Annotated in this window: 18 protein-coding genes; 8 read left to right on the top strand and 10 right to left on the bottom strand. The window is 44.3% G+C overall.

Annotated elements, in window-relative coordinates:
• Nucleotides 1–7: 7 nt before the first annotated feature.
• Complete coding sequence (locus QUA27_RS13895) at nt 8–1459, bottom strand: NAD(P)/FAD-dependent oxidoreductase (protein WP_333068598.1); 1452 nt, start codon at nt 1457–1459, stop codon at nt 8–10.
• Nucleotides 1460–1587: 128 nt separating this feature from the next.
• On the bottom strand, nt 1588–2619 hold the full coding sequence (locus QUA27_RS13890) for a glycosyltransferase family 2 protein (RefSeq protein ID WP_333068596.1): 1032 nt from the start codon (nt 2617–2619) through the stop codon (nt 1588–1590).
• 605 nt (nt 2620–3224) lie between these two features.
• Here QUA27_RS13890 and QUA27_RS13885 point away from each other — a divergent pair.
• Nucleotides 3225–4328, top strand: coding sequence for a glycosyltransferase family 2 protein (locus QUA27_RS13885; protein WP_333068595.1), 1104 nt, complete (start codon nt 3225–3227; stop codon nt 4326–4328).
• Between the two features lie 159 nt (nt 4329–4487).
• Here the strand turns inward: QUA27_RS13885 and QUA27_RS13880 are convergent, their stop codons facing one another.
• A complete protein-coding gene (locus QUA27_RS13880; protein WP_333068593.1) occupies nt 4488–5027 on the bottom strand; it encodes a Dps family protein in 540 nt (179 codons plus the stop codon).
• 455 nt (nt 5028–5482) lie between these two features.
• On the opposite strand from QUA27_RS13880, the gene QUA27_RS13875 reads away from it, so the two are divergent.
• Nucleotides 5483–5605, top strand: coding sequence for a hypothetical protein (locus tag QUA27_RS13875; protein WP_333068592.1), 123 nt, complete (start codon nt 5483–5485; stop codon nt 5603–5605).
• A 55-nt stretch (nt 5606–5660) separates the two neighbouring features.
• Here the strand turns inward: QUA27_RS13875 and QUA27_RS13870 are convergent, their stop codons facing one another.
• A complete protein-coding gene (locus QUA27_RS13870; protein ID WP_333068591.1) occupies nt 5661–5972 on the bottom strand; it encodes a hypothetical protein in 312 nt (103 codons plus the stop codon).
• A gap of 362 nt (nt 5973–6334) precedes the next feature.
• On the opposite strand from QUA27_RS13870, the gene hetZ reads away from it, so the two are divergent.
• From hetZ to QUA27_RS13855, 3 genes are all read left to right on the top strand, one after another.
• The gene (gene hetZ / locus QUA27_RS13865; RefSeq protein ID WP_333068590.1) at nt 6335–7516 is read left to right on the top strand and encodes a heterocyst differentiation protein HetZ; all 1182 of its coding nucleotides are present in this window, start codon (nt 6335–6337) and stop codon (nt 7514–7516) included.
• Entirely contained in the window at nt 7509–8579 is a 1071-nt protein-coding gene (locus QUA27_RS13860) for a hypothetical protein (RefSeq protein WP_333068589.1), read from the top strand. Before hetZ ends, QUA27_RS13860 begins: the two co-directional genes overlap by 8 nt.
• A gap of 203 nt (nt 8580–8782) precedes the next feature.
• Complete coding sequence (locus tag QUA27_RS13855; protein WP_333068588.1) at nt 8783–11146, top strand: transglutaminase TgpA family protein; 2364 nt, start codon at nt 8783–8785, stop codon at nt 11144–11146.
• Nucleotides 11147–11197: 51 nt separating this feature from the next.
• On the opposite strand, the gene QUA27_RS27420 is transcribed toward QUA27_RS13855, so the two are convergent.
• The 3 genes from QUA27_RS27420 to QUA27_RS13845 form a co-directional block, all read right to left on the bottom strand.
• Complete coding sequence (locus QUA27_RS27420) at nt 11198–11491, bottom strand: hypothetical protein (protein ID WP_445251505.1); 294 nt, start codon at nt 11489–11491, stop codon at nt 11198–11200.
• A 19-nt stretch (nt 11492–11510) separates the two neighbouring features.
• Nucleotides 11511–11960, bottom strand: a complete 450-nt coding sequence (locus tag QUA27_RS13850; protein ID WP_333068586.1) for a hypothetical protein — start codon at nt 11958–11960, stop codon at nt 11511–11513.
• Between the two features lie 518 nt (nt 11961–12478).
• A complete protein-coding gene (locus QUA27_RS13845; RefSeq protein ID WP_333068584.1) occupies nt 12479–13261 on the bottom strand; it encodes a calcium-binding protein in 783 nt (260 codons plus the stop codon).
• 538 nt (nt 13262–13799) lie between these two features.
• Here QUA27_RS13845 and QUA27_RS13840 point away from each other — a divergent pair.
• Nucleotides 13800–16184 (top strand): GAF domain-containing protein, encoded by a 2385-nt coding sequence (locus tag QUA27_RS13840; protein ID WP_333068583.1) that lies wholly within the window; start codon nt 13800–13802, stop codon nt 16182–16184.
• An 8-nt stretch (nt 16185–16192) separates the two neighbouring features.
• Here the strand turns inward: QUA27_RS13840 and QUA27_RS13835 are convergent, their stop codons facing one another.
• Complete coding sequence (locus tag QUA27_RS13835) at nt 16193–16363, bottom strand: hypothetical protein (protein ID WP_333068580.1); 171 nt, start codon at nt 16361–16363, stop codon at nt 16193–16195.
• Nucleotides 16364–16487: 124 nt separating this feature from the next.
• On the opposite strand from QUA27_RS13835, the gene QUA27_RS13830 reads away from it, so the two are divergent.
• Nucleotides 16488–21941, top strand: coding sequence for a trifunctional serine/threonine-protein kinase/ATP-binding protein/sensor histidine kinase (locus QUA27_RS13830; RefSeq protein ID WP_333068579.1), 5454 nt, complete (start codon nt 16488–16490; stop codon nt 21939–21941).
• A gap of 220 nt (nt 21942–22161) precedes the next feature.
• On the top strand, nt 22162–22578 hold the full coding sequence (locus QUA27_RS13825; RefSeq protein ID WP_333068578.1) for a Tery_1686 family protein: 417 nt from the start codon (nt 22162–22164) through the stop codon (nt 22576–22578).
• Nucleotides 22579–22628: 50 nt separating this feature from the next.
• Here the strand turns inward: QUA27_RS13825 and QUA27_RS13820 are convergent, their stop codons facing one another.
• Together QUA27_RS13820 and QUA27_RS13815 are read right to left on the bottom strand one after the other, a co-directional pair.
• Complete coding sequence (locus tag QUA27_RS13820) at nt 22629–23054, bottom strand: thiol-disulfide oxidoreductase DCC family protein (RefSeq protein ID WP_333068577.1); 426 nt, start codon at nt 23052–23054, stop codon at nt 22629–22631.
• Nucleotides 23055–23122: 68 nt separating this feature from the next.
• A complete protein-coding gene (locus QUA27_RS13815; protein ID WP_333068576.1) occupies nt 23123–26194 on the bottom strand; it encodes a PAS domain S-box protein in 3072 nt (1023 codons plus the stop codon).
• Nucleotides 26195–26283 lie beyond the last annotated feature (89 nt).

Raw genomic sequence — 26283 nt, 5'->3', positions numbered from 1 at the left:
CGTCAAATCAGCTTGATTGCGAAATCAAAGACGAATCCTTTTTTTCTTTTGACCGATCGACACTAAAGTCTTCATAGTACGATCGCTCAGTATTCACATCCCACAAATCGTGCTTTTCGCCGAGAATATTTCTCACAGCCAGCATTCCCGTCAGCATGGAATGGTCTTGGTTGTTGTATCGGTGCATACCATTTCGCCCGATCGTCTGCAAATTCTCCATTCCCTTCACAAAACCTTCAAGTACCTGCAAGTGTCCTCGATATTCGCCATCATAGACTGGATAAGCTTTGGGTTGCCGTATGACAACTCCATCTTCCACCTCGGCCGTTGTTGCTAAACCCAAACCAACCAACTCGCGAGTTGCTAATTCGATAAGTTCCGCGTCCGACATTTCCCAAACGTCATCGCCTACGCTACAGAAATATTCCATTCCCAAACAACTTTTGCTGGCGTCGGGAACTAAAGCGGCGCTCCAATTCTTAAAGTTTTGAATTCGTCCCACTTTGACTTCGGGGGAGTGAATGTAAATCCAGTTATCAGGAAACAAATCCTTGCGATTGACAATCAGTGATACAATCAAAAAGTCTCGATATTTGAGCGATCGCGCGGCGTGCAATACCTCTTCTGGCGGCTGCGGTTTCAGTCTTGCTACCAGTGCCGATATCGGCATACTCGTAATGAAATTATCCGCCGAATATTGAACTACTTCTCCGTTTTGCTCCGCAGTAATACTTTTAATCTTATTACCTTCACGCTCAAAGCTAATGACTTTAGTATCGAGATAAACTTTGCCATTTTTATTCTCCACAGCTTCCGCGAACTTTTCCCACATCATCCCCGGCCCCAAAGCCGGATAATCAAACTCTTTGATTAATGTTTTAGTGTCGTTGCTGCCAAACAAAGCATTAATAATTGCTGTCGTCAGCGACAATCCTTTAATCCGCTGCGCCGCCCAATCTGCTTGAATTTCCGAACAAGGAATGCCCCAAACTTTTTCAGTGTAAGTCTTAAAAAATGTTTTATACAAGCGTTCGCCAAAACGATTGATCACCCACTGTTCAAAAGTTTTTTCTTCCCGAAGTGGCCAAATTCTCACTTTCAGATAACTCAAAATAATCAGCGTACTCTCAATTATGCCCAAATTAAAGAGAGTATTGAAGGCACTGATAGGATAGTTAAAAAATTTACCTTGATAAAAAATTCGCGACAATCGTGGCACTTTAATAAACTCATTTCCCAGTACCTCTTGCCACAACTCCTGCACGGCTTCAACTTTAGTGTAAAAGCGGTGGCCGCCAATGTCGAAACGATAGCCTTTGTAGCTTTCGGTGCGAGCTATTCCCCCAACTTTATCACCTTTTTCTAGTACAACAGGGATAATGCCTTGCTTGACTAGCTCGTAGGCAGCAGTCAAGCCCGCAGGACCTGCACCGACGATCGCAACAGGATAATGTTTCACTCAGCCTACCTCCAGCTTTTTTATCGAAACTATACAGTTATTTATAACTTGTCAAAGGGATAGATGCACCCGTGAATACCCTGAGAAACTCTCGATCGATTTGATGTTTAAGCACAATTTGCCTTGATTTATTGAGCCGATACTGGCAACCTAACTTTCCCAGTCACAGGCTTTTTTTGGTATAAGTAGCGACCTGTCCCGATCGCGAATGCCAGTCCGCTGTAAAAATAGAAAAGCCAGTGCCACGGAATAGTTTTCAGGGCAAATAGGATACCGTGTTTACGGTGAAAAAATCTGTAAAGTGGTGCATTAATTGCTACCAGTGGTATAGCCAGCAAACCAGCCAGTAGCAAAAAGCTCAGCGACCAGCAGGTTCCCAAAATTGCCAGCAGGACTGCATAAGTTAAAATCACGCTGATGCGGTTTGAAACTTGCAAGTTGAGGTCGTTATTCAATTGGCGATCGCGCCAAATCAGTTCTGTCCAAGGCAGTGCTCGGTAGAAAAAGTCAGCTTTCACCATACCCATAGGTTTCCACCGCTTTAAATGCTTCACCTGCAAGGTTTTGCACAGCCGAATGTTATAACCTGCTTGTTTCAAACGGTAGCCGAACTCAATATCTTCGATCGAAGCTTGGCGGTAACTCTCATTAAAGCCACCCATTTGCAAAAAAATTTCCCGACGAATCACTCCGCAAGCCCCCCAAAAAGTCGAAGCTTCTTCGTTACCTGTTTGGTGCACGTAGTGATGCAGCAAATTCCTGTACTGCGATAGAAAATCAGGATCTCCAGGAGCATCGTCGTAAGAACCAATGAAAGCAGCTAAGTAGGGATTATTTTTGAACACCGATATCGCATAGCCTACGGCTTCTGGACAAACAGCGACATCAGCATCCACAAAAAACAGAATATCTCCCTTTGCAGCTTGGGCACCCAAATTCCTTGCCCGCGCTGGCCCCCCGCACTCGGGAATCCTGATGACTTTGGCGCCGAATTCCTTGGCCAGACGCCAAGAACCGTCGCTTTCGCCATCTGCTACTACAATAATTTCGATCGGCCTGGGCACAGCTTGAGCCAGTTTTGACAAACAGGTGCGGAAGTAAGCGCCCCCGTTGTGGACTGGGATAATAACGGATACAGTGGGGTCGGCGGTAGAAATCATTACCTAAATTGTTTAAATTGCAGGGGCTAAAATTTGCTGGAATTTTATTGGTGCTATTTTACGAAGGGTAAAATCAGCTCTACTTTTTTATTTATAACTCGATTTCTGTTTGTCTTCAACTAGATTTTTTTCTGGTATTTTCGATTTGATTTTCCCCATTCTTACCTCTATTTTACGCCATATCTTGCTGAGACTGACCTGATGTAGACAACAGCTTTACAAAATCTTTAAATATATCATTGTTTGTGTAAACTTGAGAAAAAGCCCCAGCAGCATTTTGGTGTGGCTGTGTTGCAATGCACAAGAATTTGATTTTATAAGTAGGCAGACCGTATAAAATCACACATCTTTTATACTGACACCCCGGAACTCTCAGCACTTGCAGGGTACAATTTCTTTGACAGACCTCATCCGCGAGTGACTCGTGCACCAAGTCTCGATCGCGACTGCGGACTCAGTGCACATTTTATGAGTTTTGGCAATATATTTTAAATATACGTCTTAAAATTTCCGACGTTGTACGATCGAGCTTCCGTAATTTGCTAACATACCCTTAGCTAGCTCCCTTCGATCCCAAACTTTTACATAAACAAGTTTTTATATACATGAGCACCTCCCAAAACAATTTAAATCAGCCATTAGTTTCAGTGATCATACCAGCTTACAACGGTGAAAAGTTTATTGCTAAAACCTTAGAATCTGTCTTATTTCAAACTTATCAAAACATAGAAGTTTTAGTAGTTGACGACGGCTCTACAGATACAACAGCCGAAATCGTAAAATCTTTTGTTCAAAAAGATAGCCGAGTCAGCTTATTGCAGCAGTCAAATGCCGGCGTCGCCGCCGCTCGCAACCTAGCCATTGAAAAATCAAAAGGCGAATATATTGCTCCCATCGATGCCGACGATATTTGGTATCCGCAAAACCTAGAAAAACAAGTGAAATGCCTGACTTACTCAGAACCATCTGTCGGAGTTGTCTATTCCTGGTCAGTTGATATAAATGAAAAAGGCTTGTTGGTCGCAGGGGGATTTTACAACTCCACCATCGAAGGAGAAGTTTACACCGCATTAGTTTATAAATATTTTCTAGGTAATTCCAGCGCATCTCTAATCCGCCGCGTTTGTTTTGCAAAAGTCGGCGGTTACAACTGCAAACTTAAACTAGAAAACGCTCAAGGCTGCGAAGATTGGGAACTTCACCTCCGCATAGCCGAACATTATCAATTTAAAGTAGTGCCAGAATATTTAGTAGGCTACCGGCAGATTGCCAGCAGTATGTCTAGCAACTATGCAGCAATGACAAAATCTTACTCTTTAGTTATGGCAGATGTCCGGCAGCAACATCCCGAAATTCCCAGCAGGATTTATCGCTGGTCTAGCAGCAATTTTTACATTTACTTAGCTGTTAAAAACAACCGCAGCGGCAATCACTGGAGTACATTATCTTGGCTGTATCGAGCTTTAAAAGAAGATTTATTAATGGCAATTTTGCGCCACAATTTGTATCTGCTGTCAATAGAAAGTATATTAAAAATAATAGTTCCAGCGCCAATTGAATCAGGGTTAGAGTTACAACAAGCATCAGAATCGAGTGAAGGGACGACACTTGCTTGGATTGAGACGCGGGCGAAGGTTCACAGAATGTTGCCGTCGCAGGTATACGAAAGAATGCGATTCAACAGTTTAGCCAATCGAAAATCTAAATAAACCCAACATTGAAAAACCTGGTTTATTCAAAAAACCGGGTTTTTCAGGAAGCTAGAGGGATTTTAATTCTACCTGGTTGCTCGATCAAGAATGAGGTAAGAGGGTTAAATAAAAAAATCTAAATTTTCCCTTCTTCCTTCTTACTTCTACTTAATCTTTCTAAGCGTGAGAAGCTGTAGGAGTTTGAGCTTTTGGCTGCTGGCCGTCTGGCGCAAGGGATTCGCCTTCAATAAACGAGCGCAACATCCAAGCCATTTGCTCGTGCTGTTCCATCAAACCAGTCAAAAAGTCTGCGGTTCCGTCATCATTAAACTCTTCACCGCACTTTTCGACGTGTTGGCGGAGATTGCGAATAATCAGTTCGTGGTCGTCAACTAAACGCGACACCATCTCAGTCGCTAAAGGCAAATCGCCGATATGTTCTTTAATCGAGCCATACTTCAGAAAACCCTCAGCAGTACCAATTGGATAGCCACCTAAAGTTCTCACCCGTTCAGCCATAGCATCGATATTTAGTGTTAACGCCTGATAGTGTTCTTCCCACAACTGGTGGAGCGATCTAAACTGCGGGCCCACTACATCCCAGTGATACTTTTTGGTTTTGATTAACAGGAGATAAGCATCTGCCAGGTCGTGATTCAATAGTTCGATAACGCCTGCACGCTGCTCGTCAGATAGACCTATGTTTAACTTACGCATTGAAATTGTTCCTTCAACTCTAACTTTACATTTATTAAAACAAATTTACCCAACCACTTACATCAACCCAGAGGACGATCGAAGACGATCGAACTTTAGTAAAATATCTGCTTTTCAGGTTAAACTAATTGCAATATTGATACCCTTAGATAGATGCAATGAAACTTATTGTTCGGGAGCACCTTGGCTTGGTGAACACAGCGATTGAGCCGCCGGTGATTTCCCTCTCACTCCTGCTACAGAAAAAGGCTGGAGTCTGATAGCCCGTACAAATCCAGGAATTTCTGCGCAAGTTAAGCAACATCCCACCGAAGGTCAACCAAAATCCACACACTTAATTGTGCGGGCTGCTTTCAAGGACTGCATCAGGGACTTGCAATAAATATAACCCTGTTATCCTAGAAGGCTAGGAAACAGATTTTCTGGCACGAGCAGTTCTGACCTCTGTGATTGGGATGCTAGAAATGAGATTGAGTGCAACCGCTCAATCGACGTTTAAGGATGCTGCCAAGAAACAGACGGGCGATCGCCATCAAAACTTTATGAACAAAGTGGCTGAAGACTACTTTAATGTTTGAGCCGGGAAAGTAGAAACCTTTCTAGGATGGAACCCTTGATAGTGTTCAAATCGGCTTACACCAACACAGATAATCTTGGGTTTGTTAAATAGCGATAAACTGAATCAAAGAGAGGTATATCATGACCTGTGAGGCAGTCGATAATCGCTGCTCCTCCTTGCTCAACCCTCGATACTACATTGACCAAACCAAAAGTTTGTTCAAGCACGGATCTTGTTTTCACTAAAACCAAGCCTTGGGTCGATTGCGATCGTACAACCACCTGAATAATCCATCCCAAGCGATCCATCACTGATTTGAGAAACCGTTGACCGCTGTCACCTCGATCGACATCTACCAAATACAGCCACGCAACCCTTTGTCGCATCTAGTAGACCACCGGGAGAAGCTGTGTGTTCGCTTCACCTTCAGGAACACTTGCGCTCGTGTGACCACCACAGCACTAAACCGAAGATATCAAGGGCAGTGTAGCGTTTTCGGCCCGCATGAAGGCTTTGTCAAACCCGACACTCTGATGAACCATCGTTATGGCAACTGTTTAAACCTGGTTCTTAACGGATGGCGCCTCCAGGACAGATAAAAAAAGCAGTCCTCTGTGTTTGCGCGAAGGAGGAGATAGAGGGAATTGCAGTTTGTCCTATCTGGGGAATACGGGGTAAAGTAACGGTAGGAAAGATTTATCCATACTTTTACTAACTGTGCTACTTTCATTGTTAGCTGTAAACCATCATGCGGGAAATCTGCCAGAGCGTGGAAACCATATTTCAACTGCTGTTAGACGAACTCAAAAAGTCCACTCGCGCGTCTGAGCAGAACTGCCAAGATGTAGCAGGGCGACTCGCAGCAGAAGTCAACAGGATATGCACTGAAAGCCAGCGGATTCAAGCCTCCGGAGATATAGAAGGTTCAGCCCAGAGCCTCGCTCAGCACCGCTTGCAACAATGCCTCCACTATTACAATTTAGGCTCCGGGCCCGGGCGAGTTGAATTGCACAGTACCCTCAGCGCGATCGTCTATCGCTACATCACTCCTCCGCAGGTGCAGTCTAGCTATCAGGCGCGAGTAGAACTGATCAAAGATTTTTTGCAAGGATTTTATCTCGAAGCTTTAAAGGCATTCCGGCGCGAAACCCAATTGCCACCTACCTACAGTCCCCGCACTCGCTTAGAACTAGCAGAGTACATGGCCTTTGTAGAGCGCTTCGGCAAGCGGCGCATTCCTTTACCTCGGAACCGCAGCCAGCAACTAATTATTTTACGGGCCCAAACCTTTTCTCAGCAGCAACCCAAAGAAACCTCCGTAGATATGGAACAAGCCGCCGACGGAGGGGCTTCCGATTCCGACCAAACTTGGAACGACACCTCCGTACACTCCGTGCGGGAAGCGATGGCCGGACAGGGTTCGGCGGCAATTCGTCCGCTAGGCGACGAGTCAGAATCTCTGCGGCAAAACGTGATTGACGAATTAGTGGGTTACTTGAAAGAGCGCAACCAACAAGACTGCGCCGATTACTTCGTGCTGCGGTTGCAAGACTTGCCGACTAATGAAATAGAGTCGCTTCTGGGCATAACTCCTCGCCAAAGAGACTATTTGCAGCAGCGCTTCAAGTACCATTTGCTCAGGTTCGCCATGTCGCACCGCTGGGAACTCGTTCACCAGTGGCTGGAAGCAGACTTAGATCGAAATCTGGGTTTGCTGCCTTCCCAGTGGCAGGATTTTGGTCAGCAAATTGGCCCAGAAGGACAGCGTTTGCTAAAGTTGAAGCAACAGGGTCTGTCAGAGTCAGCGATCGCGCAAAGCCTCGGCAGCACGGTAGCCCAGGTACAGAAACGGTGGTTTAAATTGCTGGAACTTGCCTGGGAATTGCGAAATCGTTCAGATTCCGGAGAAGGGGCATCTAGTGATGAATAACGAAACGAACAGGGATGCAGAGGCTTTCGATCGCCATTTTTTAGACTGGATATTGCAGGCGCCGATTGCGAATGCCTCTAACGAAGATGAGGAAAGCCTCAATCCATCCCCTCGCTCAGAAGAGTGGGGCGACACAGAAGAGAATTCCGGGGTGGAATACTGGGAATGGGACGAACCAGACCCGCTGGACTATCAAGTGGGGGCGCACAGCAATGCACCCGCACAACCGCAGACAATTGGAGAAATACCGACCGTGCAAGACCGTTTTCAGACCTTGTTAAAAGAAAGGCTTAGAGCCGAAATTGAATCTAACCCGCCGCTGTTCCCCTGGGAAACAGAATTCAAAAGCTACGACCACGATTACCCAGACGATGTAGCCCCGCAATGGGTTCCCCCCCTACACCTCTGGACTCCCCAACTACAAAATATCAGGTGGGGCCGCCTGCCAATTCCGATCGCCCAAGGGGTTTTTGCTCAACTGCTAGAACCTTGTCAGGAACTGGTAATGTCGTCGCTGCGGCAAGGCTCGAAGTTAGTTCGCGCTGTAGATAGCTTGTTTCCGGGCCAGTCTCACGAACTCAACGAGTTAGCTGGTTTAGTGCTTCGAGGTTCTTTGCGGGGACTTCTAGATTTAGAAGATTTCCCGACTTACGAAGCGGCGAGTACCGATCAACAAATGGTGCTGTCGCTGTTGGCCGCGAGGGAAATCATTGAGTCTCTAACTTTGGATTGTCCTGTGAATCAGCCGCCTGTTTCGCGGGAGTGGCTGACTGGTTTGGGTTCGCTAACTCTGGAAGCTCAATACCTGTCGAACCGCAACAGAGAAGAGCCAATGCCGTGTTTAAGAGTTGAGTGCCAATTTCCGGGGGCAGGAAGTTTGGAGATCAAGGGAGGAGATGCCGAAGCAACTGCACATCGTCCAAATTCAGGGCATTTAAGTGTGGAGTTGTTTGACCCACAACCGAACAAGACTTATGCTCTAGAAGTTCGATTCCAAAACTTCGAGACCAGACCTTTGATTTTTGCTATTCGTCCAATTTTAACCGGACAAGATAGCAACTAGAAAGGTTGAATTAGAGTAAATAATTTAGGTTTTTACTCGCTGGTTTGACCTCACACAAAAACAAATGCAATTCCTCGACTACTGTCGTGGAAAGCCAAAAATTTTAGATCTTAGTTAAAGCCCGCAGATTCATCGGTGGAGTCAATCTAAAATCTAAAATCTCCAATCTACAATCTACTGCTCGTTGACTTGGATGGGTGCACATGACAACTGATAACCTGCGAAATATACCTGTTTTGGGTAAGCTGTGGGAGCAGATTGAGGCCATGCCTCCGCCGGTGATTGAGGATTCTTTACTGCTGCGAATCCTAGTTCAGTTGTTGGTAATTGTGGGAATTGTGGCTACTGATGTTGCTGCTGAAGAAGCCCTGAACCTGTGGGCTGTGCCTGTTAGTATTGTGGGAGCAACTTGGAGTTGGTACCGTCGCCGCGATCGCAATGTAGCTGCTAAGTTCTGCATAGCTATTGGAATGCTGGTGGCGCTGTTCGCTTTTTTTAGCCGCTTGGTGGGAGAATTGAATGATACGCGGTTAGTTTTGGCGCAACTGTTAATCCAACTTCAAGTGCTGCACAGTTTCGATTTGCCTCGCCGCAAGGATTTAGGCTACTCGATGGTAATCGGGCTAATTTTGTTAGGGGTAGCAGCGACTCTCAGCCAAACCTTGACTTTTGCGCCGCTGTTGTTGGTGTTTTTGGCTTTAGCGCTTCCGACTTTGGTTTTGGATTATCGATCGCGCTTGGGATTTGTGAAGCCAGAAGCCATTGGCGAAAAAGCACAAGGTAAAGGGAAAAATGAAAGCCTGTCGCTATTTGCTGCTACTTTATCCCCAAAGTATTTTGGTTGGCTGCTGCTGATAACTGTCGGGTTGGGGCTCACTATTTTTGCGTTTTTGCCACGCCTCCCTGGCTATCAGTTGCGGACTTTTCCGGTGAGTGCTCCTATTGAATATCAGGGAGAGTTTGATTCGCGCAGCATTCTAAATCCGGGATATGTCAGAGGGGGAAATCAAAAAGGAACTGGCGGAGGAAGGGGGAGAAACCCAGAAAAAGGGCCAGGAGAGGTGGACTCTAATTTTTATTACGGTTTCAACCAGCGCATCAATCAAAATTTGCGGGGGGAAATGAAACCCCAAGTGGTGATGCGGGTGCGATCGCAGGCGGCGGGTTTTTGGCGGGTGTTGGGATTCGACAAATACACCGGTCAGGGTTGGGAAATTTCTCGTAACGAACAAGCTCAAAAGTTGACTCGACCTCGCTGGTCTTATCAATTTTATCTGAATCCGTTTCCCAATGCGCCTCGGACTCAAGAGGTGATTCAAAGTTATACTATTGTTGCTCCAATGCCGAATTTGATTCCGGCTTTAAACAAGCCGAGGGAACTTTATTTTCCGAGTCCCGAGGCGGCGATTGATGCGGAGGGGGGTTTGCGATCACCTGCGGAATTGGGAGAGGGTGTGACTTATACGGTGATTTCTAATGTGCCTTTTCGCGATCGAGCTTTGTTGGGAAAAACTGGTACTAATTACCCGAAAAATATTCGCAAGTTCTATTTGGATGTGCCACCGGAAATTACCCAGAAGGTGCGAGAAAAAACAGAAGAAATATTGCTAGCAAGGACTAGAGTCGCTAAATCAGATAGAGCGATCGATTCTCCCTACGAAAAAGCTTTGTATTTGGCTCAATATTTAAAGCAAAATCCGAATTACAAAATTGAAAAAGCTTTGCCTTACTTAGAAGAAGGTGAAGATTTAGTCGAGGCTTTTCTGTTTGGCTACAAAAACACCCAGGCTGGCAAAAAAGTTACAGGTGGATATCCAGACCACTTTTCGACGGTATTGACGATTATGCTGAGGTCGATCGGGATTCCGGCGCGGCTGGTGGGCGGTTTCGATACGGGAGAATTCAACCCGTTTACTGGTTACTATGTGGTGAAAAATACCGATGCTTTTTTGATGACGGAGGTATATTTTCCCAATAATGGCTGGTTTGCTTTTAATCCGATTCCCGGTTATCCGCTGATTCCGGCTTCGGTGGAAGACAACCAGACTTTTAGTGCGCTGCAATCGTTTTGGCAGTGGATCGCGGGTTGGCTACCGACTCCTCTCAGAAGCGGCCTGGATTCAGTTATAGGTTTTGTAATTGGCTGGATCAGTTTGATTGTGGGCTGGTTTGTGGGACAGTTTGCTAAGGGCTGGGTGGGGTTATTTACTGGTTTGATTGCTGCGATCGCCTTTGGCTTTATGGGCTGGTTAATTTGGCAACTGTGGCGCAAGTGGCGCCACCGCCGCTGGCTGGCGAAGTTGCCGCCTGTGGAGGGGGTTTATCAGGAAATGTTAAAGGATTTGGCGAGTAGGGGATTTGCCAAGCAGAAAGCTCAAACGCCTTTGGAATATGCTGAGGCAATGCGCGGCAATCATGCAACTGATGAAGCTGAGGTAATTGATGAAGTTTCGCAAGCTTACGTGCGGTGGAAGTATGGCGGCGAAGCGGGTAATTTGAACCAGTTGCGGCAGTTGGTGGAAAATTTGAGGCGATCGCACTTGAAGAAACTCAAAAACTTAAGATAAAAATCGGCGATAGAAAGAGACTGTTGGCGAATGTCTGATGGGTCAAACCCATCAGACATTCGCCGTCCTGAATAGGCAGAATGATGGTGTAATGAGACACCATATTACAGCACTTTCCGATGCTATGAGGTACAGTAGCAGCAATGAGTGAACCAATGTCTTAAATGGTTCGTTCCGATTCATCAAATTAAGGGCAACTGCTATGATCGTGCCAATTATCTCTGGGGTCTTGGGAGAAAACATTCGCAAAGAAGATTTAAGCTGCGACCACCATATTTTAAGAGGATTAAAATCAGGAGACGAAGGGGATAAACAAATAACTCTTGCACCTACGCTTTCAATCATTGAATTGATTGAGCTTAGTTTATGGGCGGGTAAATTCTCCATTACTACTACCGCACAAGAGCCACAACTGAGGGCATAAAAACTTCTTAATAAATACAGAAAATGCTGCACCATCCATTGAGTCATTTATGATCATTAATGCCAGCACTTTCTTAAGATTAATTGCGCCAATAGCTGTGACGAACGCTCCTCTATAAAATGGTTTGATTCCTCCTATTCTTGTCCCCAAAGGAGAATAGGCATGACTTCTAGCCAAACAAACGAGCGAATCATGGCTGTTTCGTCTAAAAATACGCTTGTTTTTGGTCTCGATATTTCGGATTTTTTCCCAATACTCAACTCTTAGTTTTTGTACTCTTTCTGTTCCGGCTTGGCTACTGTACCATGTTTTTTTTCGAGTGAGCCCTAATTTTTGTTTGGGGCGATACAGGCGGTCCGACTCACCAATTTTCCAGTCTTCTATCGCCATAATTCACACAATTCGCTCAAAGTAGCATCGGGATGACGAGCTAAAGCATTCTCTCACTTCCGTTTCTGCATCAGTTAAATGACTGAATCGGGGTTTTCGCCTCTGTTTGGGAAGTAAATTTTCCTCAGTTTGTTGTGGCTTGACCAGTTTTTGAACTAGAATTTTAGTAACGCCAAACCGGGCAGCTACTTTTCTCGCTTGACATCTTCTCTGCCAATTGCGCTGTCACTATTTTTGAGTTGAGGTCTAAAAAATAGGATTTTATGAGCTTTAGCTATCAGGTGCTTTTCACTTAATTGAACCTCATAAAATCGGAAAGTGCTGTATATACTTTCCTAGATTTTTAATTTCTACTTTTAGATGAGGCTAAAAAATCTCTAAAGGCATAAATGTTTTAATATCAATGCTGCAAAGTACGGTGGCGTATAGATAGATTGCCCCCTATCTGTAGGGACACGGCAGTCCCGTGTCCCCTACGCGGAACTCGCTCTATAGCCCGTCTAATTCCCTACACATAACTAAGCTAAAAACTGGAATTGAGAACCGTTAACTGCCAATGCAAACGGACTCGCTTGTTCAAATGCACCAGTAAGTTCAAAGCTGTTGGTATTTAAAACTATCCCGACAATCTGTCCGGTAATTATGTTTTCAATCACCATGTCGTTGATAATTCCGTCATTATCGTAAGCAATCAAATTGTCGTCTTCAAAGAAAAGGTTTAGTTCTGTTAAACCGTCCGTCAAACCGATGCGATCGCCCTCGTCAAAGTTAAAATCGGTAATGACATCTGCTCCATTGATACCAAATGCTTCATCGTTGCTTCTGAGCACAAATATATCAGCACCGAGGCCTCCCGTGAGTACGTCAACTCCCCGATCGCCCACCAAGAAATCGTTGCCCTCATTGCCCTCTAAATCGTCGTCTCCTTGCCCTCCCCGCAGGATATCGTTCCCGAATCCTCCGAAGATCAGGTCATTTCCGGCGTCGCCCCTCACTACGTCGTTGCCATCATTTCCATCTAAGCCATCGTCATCTTTCCCGCCGTAAATTATGTCATTTCCGCCGCCACCACCGATAATATCATTGCCATTATTTCCTAACAGACGTTCGTTGGAATCCGATGAACCTCCTATAGTATCGTTGCCATCAAGTCCCCAAACTCCCCAGGGAAAAGAGGACAAATTTCCATTTCCTACGTTAATCTCATCGGGTGTAGCGAATGCCAAAAGACGTGGTCCGCCGCCAGCAAATACAGGAAATCCCGCCACATCGCTGATAAGATTGTTAACCGTTAAAGCCATAACTATGTCCTTTACAAAATCCTGTTAGCTGTATTATACATTTTAATTATTCCCTTGCCAAATAGCAAGGATGTTTGAATTTTGATCGCAACTTTTATTTCCTCAATTAATGACAAGCAACCTGCTGGTCTATAGTCAATTACAATTACCAATACTTCGCCTACGCGAGCGTATAAGTTATCAATTCCCAATTCCCAATTCCCAATTACCAGGGCTGTGCTTCATTCAACCCAAACCTGCTCTAGATCTCGCATCAGAGTCAAATAGCATTAGTTGCTGACACTATCCGCTACTGCGTACCGCTTATAATGGGTGTTACCCCCCAGGCGGTAAACACGTTAATATCACCTATAACGTCGAGACTGAGAGGTTGTTTGTGAATAAAAGTAAAAGTCCCTGGGCCCATCGTCCGAGACAAAACCCAGTTTCCGATACCCATACACAAACTTTACACACAGGATCTAAGCTCTTTACAAAGCCATAATCGCCGATCGCTGATATTTTTTGGCAAAATCCACTGCTTTCAGGTGTTTTACTCATGTCTACTCCTAAATCGTCCTCCCATCAAAACAACAACTCCGTAAAATCACTGCCAGCGACAGATATCGTCCCAACAAAGCAAGACAGTAAGAATCTGCCCAGCGAACCAAGTATAGAACAGCTACTGGAAGCTTTGGCGGGGCAAGTACCCAGTCAATCTTCTGAAATTGAACCCTTGAAAACGTGGAAACAAGATTTACAGCGATTGTTTCAATTTCTCGGCGATCGCCGCGTTTTAATCGCAGTAATGCAACCGGGAACTTTTGCCCTGCGGTACGCTAACGCAGCATTTTGCCGCTGGGCAGGTTGGGAGGAAACGTCCTTGGCAACTCAATCTACCAACGGTTTGTTTGCAGGAACCGAGATCACTCTGCTGCAACTGTTTGAGGATGGGGACGGCAAAACAGTAGAACAGTTGTACCACCGCCATCTTTTGCACTGGGTATTTAAGCAATATTATCAAATTGACATCGACGGTTTGCGGGTGCTAGACGAACCTGTCACGGCGAGTGTAAAAAACCCCAAATACCGAGAACCCAGATTTATAGAATTTTGGCTGGGTTCGGAACAGTTAAAAATTACTCGAATTGACTCAAAAATAGATGAATTTGCGGATATTTCTTTAAGATTAATGCCTGGTGCGGAACGGGAAGCTTGGCTGATGCAGCCGAATCAACTGGAAAATTTAGCCGATCGATTGCAGTTGGATAATTATTGCGTAGAAGGTTTGCTGCTGCTAGAAGGTTTTGATGTCACCGTACAGGAGCAAATTCGGCGGCTGACTCAGTTATTGATCGATCAAGATTCGATGCTGCGGCCAGACAAATTTGAGAAAATCGATCGGTGTTTGCGATCGCTCTTTAATGCTGACGGCACTTTGCTGCTGCGCCCCGACGGCGATCAGGTACAGCTCTTAGTTGCAAAAGACGGTCAACATTTGCAGCCGATTCTTTATTCAATGCACTCCCTAGAAGCTTCTCACTTTTTGAAGGCCACAGCAGCAAATCAAGTTTGGAATGTGCCAGACTTGCGTAGGGAGTGCGAAACCGAGTGCGATCGAACTTTGCGGAGAATGGGAACTCGATCGATGCTGCTGGTGCCCCTGGTAGTCAAATCTGTCACCCGTGAGGGGTGCGGGGTGCGGATTTTGGGAGTCGTGGGGCTGTTGTGCGATCGGCCAAACCACTTCAACGGCATTGACGCTCAACACGCCCAAGAACTCATTCCCGCCTTCATTGCAGCCCTGCGGCAAGCCATCCAGGAGCGGTTTACCCACATTCACAACATCCACCCCGCAGTCGAGTGGCGGTTCGCCCAAGAAGCAGAAAGGCGAAGTTGGGGACTACCTCCAGAAACAATCGTATTTGCTGACGTTCATCCGCTGTACGGAATTTCGGACATTCGCGGTTCTAGCGACGAAAGAAACCGAGCCATTCAAACTGATTTGCTGGAACAATTCCGCTTAGCTTTAGTCATAGCTGATGCCGTTTGCCAAACACAAACTACCCACCTGGGCGAACAACTGCGGCTCGACTTGCTCGACTACATCCAGCATTTAAAACAGAAAGTAACAGTCGATATGGAGGTGCGAGCCGCCGAGTATTTAAACGAGCATTTAGAAGTATATTTTGACTATTTTGTGCAGTGCGGACCCAATGTTCAGGAAGCCGTTGAAGCTTACCAAGCAGCCTGTGAAAATGAACATAACTGCGTTTACAGCGATCGCAACCGCTACGACCAAATGCTGAACTTAATCAGCACCAAACTCCAAGAAACTTGGGCCCGCTGGCAAGAAAAAATGCAGCAAATTCTTCCCCACTACTGCGACATCGAATGCACCGACGGCATGGATCACATGATTTATGTAGGAAAATCGATCGATCCCAAATTTAGCCAGTTTCACCTGCACAGTTTGCGGTACGAACAACTGCGAGCAATTTGCGACTGCGGTCGCACAATTTTTCGCCTGCAAGCCGAGTCTCAAATTAACATGGAACTCGCACATTTAGTCTTAGTGCAGAATACCACGATCGACATTTTTCACAACGAAAACACCGAAAAAATGTTTGATGTCAAAGGCACTCGCGACATCCGCTACGAACTTGTCAAAAAGCGGATCGAAAAAGCCGTTGACAAAGACGCGCAAGAGCGGATTACCCAGTCGGGGATGTTGACTGTTGTTTATTCCACCGAGGAGGAATGGGAAGAATATCAGCAATACTTGCGTTACTTGTCTCGCGAAGGTTGGGTAGAGTCCAAAGTTCAGACGGGCATGGTAGAATCACAACAAGGAGTCAGCGGTTTAAAATTCGCCCGCGTGCGTATTTTGCCTGAACCGGAATCTATTTCTACTATCTGTGAAGTTACGGTAGTCAGCGATTGAGAATCCATTTAATTGCCTGTTTGAGACCCAGTGCGATCGCTCTCATATCCTGCTGTTTGAGGCCCAGTGCGATCGCTCCCATCTCCCATAAAAACGGTGCAGCGAAAGCATTCGGGCCTCAAACACAAGACCAATATTACATTTAAGATGTTCGTTGACACCAACGACCAAGCCCACATTTTTACTTAGTGAATATTCCGTGTGATTGGGAAATCGCAAAATACATGATCGGAATCACACAAAATTAATATTAAGTAGTGTTAACCTAATGAGGCTCGGCTCCTGTAATTTATAACTTAAGTGATGTTAACCTTATCAAAATACCAAATAACTTCTACTCTGCACGAAGGGGTCGAAACAATAATCTATCGCGGACAAATACCGACAGATGCGCCCCCAGTCATTTTGAAAGTTCTCAAAGCCGAATATCCCTCCCTCGAAGCCATTACCAGGCTCAAACACGAATATCAAATCAGCCAAAATTTAGACAGCGAACACATCGTTAAACCTATCAGTATCGAAACATTTGACCACCGATTAGGAATCGTTTTAGAAGACTTGGGTGGCGAATCCCTCGCTAAAGTGTTGGAAAGAGAAACCTTGAGCCTGCAAGCAAATTTAAACATCGCCATCCAAATAGTCAAAGCCTTACAATACCTGCATTTTCAGCACATTATTCACAAAGACATTAAACCCAGCAACATCATAATTAACTCGCAAACAAAACAAGTAAAACTCACCGACTTCGGCATTGCTACAAAACTCAATAAAGAAAATCCGCAATTTAACAATCCCAACTCAGTCGAAGGCACCTTAGCCTATATGTCACCCGAACAAACCGGGAGAATGAACCGCACCCTCGACTACCGCACAGACTTTTATTCCCTTGGTATCACATTATATGAAATGCTGACTGGAAAATTACCTTTCCGCAGCAACGACCCATTAGAAATAGTTTACAGCCACATCGCAGTTCAACCAATATATCCCCATCAAATCAATTCAGAAATACCTGTCGCCTTCTCTGAGATAGTGATGAAATTGATGGCAAAAAATGCCGAAGATAGATATCAAAGTGCGGCCGGATTGTTAGCTGACTTAGAAACTTCTTTGCATCAGTTACAAACCACCGGACAAATTGCCGACTTCATCCCCGGACGCTTAGATATTCTCAGCCAATTGTTAATCCCCCAAAAATTGTACGGTCGGGAAAATCAGGTTAATGAATTGCTAGCAGCATTTGAACGTGTAAGAGCGGGTTTAGCCAACAATGTGTTAGAAAAAGCAGCAACCTTAGAACCAAACCCGCCCCCATCAGGAAGCAGCGAATTAATGCTAGTCTCAGGCTACTCAGGCATCGGTAAATCAGCAGTTGTCAACGAAGTTAGCAAACCAATTACCAGGTCAAAAGGTTACTTCATCAGCGGCAAATTTGACCAATTCAAACGCAACATTCCTTATGCTTCATTAATCCAAGCATTTAACTCCTTGCTGCGGCAATTACTAACAGAAAGTACACTTTCATTAGAAATATGGCGCACTAAAATTTTAACAGCATTGGGAACAGACGGCCAAGTAATTGCCGACGTAATTCCCAAAGTTGAATTAATCATCGGCAAACAGCCAGAAGTCCCAGAACTCGCCCCTGTAGAATCCCAAAATCGATTCAATCGGGTATTCAAAGAATTTATTCGCGTTTTCGCCCAAAAAGAACACCCCCTAGTTATCTTTTTAGATGATTTGCAGTGGGCAGATTCAGCAACATTAAAGTTGATGCAAATACTGATAACTGACCCTAACCAGCAATATTTGTTGCTAATCGGTGCGTATCGAGACAATGAAGTTAGTCCGACCCACCCCTTAATTCAGACTGTAGAAGAAATTGAAAAAACTGGTACTATTGTCAACAATATCGTCTTGCAACCGCTGGATTTAGCAAATGTGACTGAATTAGTCACTGAAACACTTAACACTTGCACAGAAAAAGTAACAAATCTAGCTGATTTAATCTGGAATAAAACGGGTGGCAATCCTTTTTTCTTGACCCAATTACTCCAAGCACTTTATCAAGACTCTCTTTTAAAATTTGAATTTAATCACATTACAAATGAGGGGAGTCAAAGTGGCTGGTATTGGAGTATTGATGAAATCCAAGCCATTGGAATCACCGATAAAAGTGTGGTGGAACTGGTGGCTTCTCGCATTGAAAAGCTGCCTGCAGCTACGCAAGAAGTGTTGAAGCTAGCAGCTTGCGTGGGAGATAAATTTGCTCTAGATGTGCTGTCGGTTGTTAGCGAAAAGTCAGCTAATACTACAGCAAATGAACTTTATTCAGCTTTGCAAGCAGGGTTAATTCTGCCCTTGAGCGATGCTTATCGCATTCCTTTAGTTTTCGATCGAGCCGAATCAATCAATCTCAAGTTAGATACTTCGCGGGTTATTTACAAATTTTTGCACGATCGCGTTCAGCAAGCGGCATATTCGCTAATTCCAGAAGACCAAAAGCAATCCACCCATTTAAAAATCGGTCAATTACTATTACAGAACACTCCCCCCGACAAACTAGAAGAAAACATCTTTGATATCGTCAATCAATTGAATGTCGGAATTGACACGATTAGCCAACAGTCGGAAAAAACTCAGTTGGCACAATTAAATTTAACTGCTGGGCGCAAGGCAAAAGCGGCGGCTGCGTATGAAGCTGCTGTTAGGTATTTGCGGGTTGCTATGGAATTATTGCCTGCGGATTCTTGGCAAAGCCACTATGACTTAAGTTTAGCAATTTACGAGGCAACAGCAGAAGCTGAATACTTAAAGATCAACTATGCTGATTCAAAAAAATTGGTTGATATTGTAGTGGTAAAAACTAAAAATCTACTGGAAAAAGTGAATGTTTATCAACTTCAAATTCAGTCTTATAACGCTCAGAATAAACTTGTAGAAGCCCTCAATACAGGACTGGAAGTCCTGAAACTATTAGGCATTTCTTTTCCTCAAAATCCCAAGGCGCTAAATATTGCTGCGGGACTGATTAATACAAAACTGACCTTGGGATTGAAACGAATTGAGGATTTAGCTAACTTGCCAGAAATGACCGATCCCGACAAACAAGCAGCCATGCGGATTTTATCAGGGATTCTCAGCAGTGCTGTTCCGGTCAAGCCCCAACTGCTACCGCTGCTGGCATTTAGGATGGTCAAGCTGTGCATTAAATATGGTAATTCGCCTTATGCAAGTATTGCTTACGTTTTTTATGGCGTAGTTATGTACAAGGTAGGGGACATTAGTTTGGCGTACCAATTCGGTCAACTGGCAATTAAGATGTTAGACAAATTTCCCTCCCGTTCAATTAAAAGTAGAGTTTATTCACCATTTGGTTGCTTTATCAACCACTGGAAAGTATCTGTCAATTCCGGATTAGGCGCTCTCAAAGAAGGTTTTAAAACTGGGATGGAAACTGGAGAGTTAGAATATGCTGGTTATTCTATAAGTGAATATTGCTTCAAAAAACTGTCGATAGGAGAGCCTCTAGATTTGGTGGAGCAGGAGACTGGTAAATATATGAAACTAATGCAGCAATCTCAACTAGAATTTGCTGTACAGTATATAAGTATAAGCAGGCAGACAGCCCTCAATTTGCGCGGTAAATCTGTCGAACCATGCGATTTAGTCGGCGATAACTTTAATGAATTAAAAACACTCCCAGTTTTAATAGAATCTCAAAGCTTTTTTTTAGTTAGTGCGGTTTATCATGCCAAAACTCAGCTTAATTTTATCTTCAGAAACTACGCGCAAGCATTAGAAAATTCAAGGTTATTTGAGAAATATGAGGAGTCGGTAGCCGGATTTTATGTGGTTGCTCTGAATAATTTTTACTTTTCTCTCAGTCTCCTTGCTTTGTATCCCCAAACTGACACAGGGGAACAAAAGCAATATTTAGAAAAAGTGCTGCAAAACCAAAAGAGGATGAAAAAATGGGCAGTTCATGCTCCGATGAATTATCAACACAAATACGACTTGGTAGCAGCGGAAACAGCGCGAGTTTTGGGGCAAAATACCGAAGCAATGGAATTGTACGATCGGGCAATTGAGGGAGCGGCAAAAAACGGTTATATTCAAGAGGAAGCATTAGCCTATGAATTAGCCGGAGAATTTTATCAAGCTTTGGGTAAAGAGATAGTTTCTCAAGCATATCTGACTAAAGCCTATTATGGATATATCCATTGGGGAGCCATAGCCAAAGTTAAACACTTAGAATTAACACATCCTTTCTTAGCAGCACAGACGCGCACAATTCCAACCCCAACCCTCGATGTCACCCGCACAACCACTGGAAATACTACCAGTAGTAGTTTAGGCGATTTCTTAGACTTAGCTACTTTTATTAAGTCGGCGCAAGCCATTAACGGTGAAATTGTTCTCGAAAAATTGTTGACCAAATTAATCAAAATTATTTTAGAAAATGCGGCGGCTCAAAAAGTAGTGCTGCTGCTCCTGAAAAACGATATCCTCTGCATAGAAGCTACTGGCAGTTTTGCGGAGGATAAAGTGACACTTTTACCCTCTATTCCCGTAGAAAATCGTCAAGATGTTCCCCTGTCTGTGATTAATTACGTACACCGCAGTCAAAAGCATCTGGTTTTAGACAATGCGACTGTCGTCGAACCTTTTAAGGTAGATACCTACATTCAGAAATATCAACCAAAATCAATTCTCTGTTTGCCGATTATTTATCAATCTCAGCGGCGCGGAATAATTTATTTAGAAAATGCTTTGACAGTAGGGGCTTTTACAGCAGAGAGAGTAGAAGTATTCAAAGTGTTAATTTCTCAAGTTGCTATTGCTGTAGAAAATGCTGGTTTGTACGCGCGCGAGAAAGAAAAATCTCAACAGTTAGAAAAATCTTTTAATGAACTGCAACAGGCGCAACTGCAACTCATTCAAAGCGAAAAAATGTCGGCTCTCGGCAACTTGATTGCAGGGGTTGCTCACGAAATTAACAATCCGCTCGGTTTTATTGCGGGCAATCTTGATGCTGCTGCTGAGGCGAGCTTAGATTTGATTGATTGCTTACAACTTTACCAAGAAAAATTTCCTAATCCTGGAGATGAGTTAGAGGATAAAGCATCGGAGATTGATTTAGAATATTTGATCGAAGATTTGCCAAAAATGCTTTTATCTATGAAATCAGGTACAGAGCGCATCCGCAATATTAGCAAGTCTTTGCGGACTTTTTCCCGCGCTGATAGTGCGAATAAAGTGTCAGCAAATATTCATGACGGCATCGACAGCACTTTGATGATTTTACAGTATCGCCTGAAAGCTAAAGATACTCGCCCGGCGATTAAGATTATCAAAGAATACGGAGATATCCCGCCAGTTAAATGTTATTTTGGGCAACTGAATCAGGTATTTATGAATTTGCTGGCAAATGCGATCGAGTGTTTGGACGAATCCAATCAGGGTCGCACTTACGCTGAAATTGAAGCTTTACCGAATACGATCGCCATTATCACTCATATGGGGGAGGATAACAACAGCGTGGTGATTAAAATCAAAGATAACGGTCAAGGGATGTCATCGGAGGTCAAGTCGAAAATATTTGACCATTTATTTACTACCAAAGGAGTAGGAAAAGGTACTGGTTTGGGGTTGTCTATCAGCCGGCAAATTGTGGAAGAAACCCACGGCGGTAAACTAACTTGCGAATCGGTGCTGGGAGAAGGTTCGGAATTTGCGATCGCCCTGCCGCTTTGATAAACTTTATTCACCACACTTACGCAATCAGTCATTGCCAATTGTTTAATCTCACATCTCAAATCTCAAATGGTATGACTTGTGCTTAACACACACTTGGAAATTTGTCAATTCCTAAATATCTATCAAATAGTCCACAGTTCACTGTTTAAAGCAGGCAGTATGCAGTTACATTGTTAGCTAAATCATGTAATAACTGTATTTGATAGGAGTTTTTCGAGTGAACGCTGCCGAACAAGCCAAAAATATAGAAGTTGCCAGCAAAATTGCTGCGGTTGTTAATTTATTCAAATCCGAATTCCCGGATGCAAAAGTCGATTTGAAACCTTGGATGAATGACCAGGATACCAGAGAACTTGTAGATCCAGATTCGATCGACATTGGCTTCCATTTTCCCGGTAGAAGCCGCTTATTGCAAAGCCGCAGCATTTTGATTCAAATCCGATTTTACCAAGATCCGGTGGAAGGATATCGGCGGGCGATCGGAGTTGAGGCCGCCGGTTACGATCATAGCGGTCAGCAGTGGCACTTTTCCACCGTGGAAAATTGGAATTTTCTCGGCCAAACCGAACCTGCGGTGGAGTCGGCGCAAAAACTCAAAGACTTTTGCCAGCAGATATTCGATTTGTTTAATTAATCTTTTTGAGGACTTCAGTTTTCACTGCGAACCTTTTTGTAGTAAGGACTTTAGTCCTTGCTATTATCGCAATAGTCGCTCGATCTACAGCCAACCGGATAAACAGATTTGTAAGTAGTCGATCGCTTGCCAAACAAAGTATAGCGGTTGTCGCGGACTTGTTCGTAAACGCGATCGCCCATCCACTTCATCCCCGGCATTGCCCGATAAGCAGCCACAAACACCTCACCAGCAGGCAATATCCGTCCGATTTCCTCCGCCGCATCGCTGCCCTGCCAGCGACGTTCTGGATTCTCTGCATCTATCAAAATCATCCCCATTTCGCAGTCACCAGAAGTTATTCCAAAGCGCTCTAATTCTTCTAGATATTGCATGGAAATATACTCAAAATTCTGGCCTTTATCTAAATTTTCTAGTAACTGCACCAAGGTAACGCAGAGATTGCAATTGCCGTCGTAAATTACGTTATATTTCATGGTTATGGGGAATTAGGAATTAAGAATTGAACATTGGGCGTTGGACATTGGGCCTTGGTAGTAAATAACTACTGACTATTCCCCACAGGAATCTCGATCGAAAATTCCGTGCCTTGACCCGGTGCGGAATCGCATCTAAGCTGCCCGCCGTGCTTTTCCACCACTATTTGATAGCTGATAGACAGCCCCAAACCAGTACCTTTACCAGGTTCTTTCGTAGTAAAAAACGGATCGAACAGCCTTTTGTGAACATCTATCGGAATCCCCGGCCCGTTGTCAGCAATCCGAATCACAATATGAGAAGGATGCCGCCTTGAATCATCAGAAACAGCAGAATCTGCCTGCATCAAAGCATCCTGTTCATATTTTACATCCGTACAAATCCGCAGCGTCGGCGAGGGACAATAAGGAATAGGCGCCAGTTGTCCCTCTGCCCAGTGTCCAGTCTCCATTGCCTCTTCCAAAGCATCAATTGCATTGCCAATAATATTCATAAAAACCTGATTCAACTGTCCTGCATAACACTGTACGCGGGGCAAATTGCCGAACTCTTTGAGGAGCACAATTTTAGGACGCCCTGCCGTTTCTTTCAACCTGTGCTGCAAAATCAACAAAGTGCTTTCAATCCCTTCGTGAATATCCACCTGCTTTTGTTCCGCTTCATCTAATCGCGAAAAATTCTTTAATGACAGCACAATTTGGCGAATTCGCTCGGCTCCCATTTTCATCGAATTTAACAGGTTCGGCAAATCTTTGAGCAGAAAATTTAAATCTACATCATCTATCTCTTGTTGAATTGCCGGTGTTGGGTTGGGGTATTCCTGCTGGTAAAGTTGCAGCATTTTTAGCAAGTCTTTAAAGTAATCGTCAGCGTGCATGACGTTGCCGTAAATAAAGCTAACTGGATTGTTGATTTCGTGAGCAACGCCAGCGACTAATTGCCCCAAACTTACCATTTTTTCATTTTGAACCATCATGCTTTGAGTTTTATGCACGTCCCGTAGGGCTTTTGCCAATTCTAGATTTTTAGCCCTCAATTGACTTTCGGAAAGCTGCACCGCTTCTTCGGCTTGTTTGCGCTTGGTAATATCTTTGCGAATTGCTACATATTGATGAGGTTCTCCGCTGGTATTTAAGCAAGGTACAATCGTAGTATCCAACCAGAATAATGTACCGTCTTTAGCTTGATTTTTCATTTCTCCCCGCCAAACCTTTCCCTGGCGGATGGTTGACCAAAGCTGCTTAAAAAACTCGGCTGGGTGATAACCAGAATTAACAAGTCTGTGGGTTTTGCCGATCAGTTCTTCTCGGAAATATTTAAATTGTTCGCAAAATTGATCGTTGACATAGGTAATGACTCCGAATTCGTCGGTATTCGAGACTATCGCCGATTGATCTAAGGCAAATTTTTCAAATTCTAATTCTTGGAGAGTTTGGCGCAATTCTGCTTCGGCTTGTTTGCGATCGCTAATATCGGTAATCATCCGCAACACCCCCGAAAATTCGCCATCCGCATCGAACATCGGCGTCGCCGACACGATCGCCCACAAGTGAGATCCGTCTTTGCGAGTAAACTTAAAATCGTGTCGTTCGCGAATGCCTTGCCGCCTGCGCTGCACGTAACTTTCTGCTATTTTCCTAGACTCGCAGTCTATAAACTCAAATAGCGATCTCCCCTGCATTTCCTCTACAGTATACCCCAGCATTTCGGCCATCCGAGAGTTAGCAAAAGTCGTGATGCTTTCGCGGTCAAACATCCAAACGCCCTCCGAAGCCGTCTCGACAATACAGCGGTAATAATTCTCCCTCTGCCTGAGTGTTTCCTCTGCTTGCTTGCGATCGGTAATATCAGTTTGCACCGCAATAAAACCTTCGAGTTCACCAGTTTCTTCATAAATTGGGGCAATCGAAAGCGCCACCCAATAACCCTTTCCATCCTTTTTGTAATTGTAGATTTCCTGATTAAACGGCACGCCTGCAGCCAAAGCCGATCGCAGTTGAGCAATAGTTAGCGGGTCTGTTTGAGAGCCTTGCAGTACATCACCAGGTTTTTTTCCCTGCATTTCTGCCAGCACATAACCACTAATCCGAGTAAATCCTTCATTTACCCATTCAATGCAGCCTTGAGCATCAGTAATAATCACACCATTTTGCGTTTTTTGAGCCACAATAGCCAACCGCGACAATTCGGTTTCATTTTTTTTTCTTTCCGTAATATCTTCAGCAATACCCAGAATGTACTTAGGCGCGCCCGAATCGTCAAACAAAGGAACTTTTTTCGTGTGCAAAATCCGCTTTCCCCGGTGGGGAAGTTGGATAGTTTCTTCTGGCAAATCGACACCTTTTCTCGTTGCTAGCACTTCTAAATCTTGTGCTTGCAAGTAATTTGCTTCCTCTGAGGTCAACAAGTCAGCAGCATTGTTTAAGAGCACTTCATCCCTCGAATAGCCAAACAATTCTTCGCAAGCAGTATTCCAATAAATAAATTTTTGCTCTACAGCATCTTTAATAAAGACGCTAATCGGCAGATTTTGGAGTACCGCATTCAGAAAATCTTGAGTGTTTCGCAGGTTCTCCTCAGCTCGCTTTCGTTCAGTAATATCCAAAATCACTCCGTCGAGATAGACAACCCCAGACAGAGAATTTGCGATCGGCGAAACCGGCGAAACCACAGCCGACAAAAATCCCTCCATTTCCCCTTGTTCCTCTTGTTTTCCTCTAGCCTCTTCCGCCTCGCAGCAAACAGCTTTGCCTTTTTCGTAAACCCAGCTAATTTCGCCGTCAGCCCGGACAATCCGGTATTCAAGGATGTACGAAGTTCTGGTTGCTAAACTTTTTTTGACAGCAGCATCCACATTTTTGCGGTCTTGAGGATGGATAATGCTGGCAAAAGAACGGACGCGATCGTTGATAAAATCAGAAGAGGGATAGCCTGATATTTCATGAACAGCCTCGCTCAAAAACGCCATTGTCCGTGTTAATTCCCCGTCGTCCATATACTCGCAGGTACAGCGGTAGACAGCACCGGGAATATTAGCTACTAAATTTTTATATCGTTCTTCGCTTTTTAACAAAGATGAGCCGTCTTCGTTATTATGATCGCCGTTCTTAAATTTAGAAGAATTGGAAGAAATTTGCATGGTTTTTTTTTCACTTGTGAGTGCGGGGGCAAGTGGTAGAGTAGATGACCCTATAAAAAGTGAATTTAATGTGCGAAATAATTCGTTAT

The organism is Microcoleus harperi Pol14_C6 (genome assembly GCF_036701295.1).
Taxonomy (GTDB): Bacteria; Cyanobacteriota; Cyanobacteriia; order Cyanobacteriales; family Microcoleaceae; genus Microcoleus.
The sequence above is the reverse complement of the archived record's forward strand: the minus strand, read 5'-3'. Positions and strand labels throughout refer to the sequence as shown.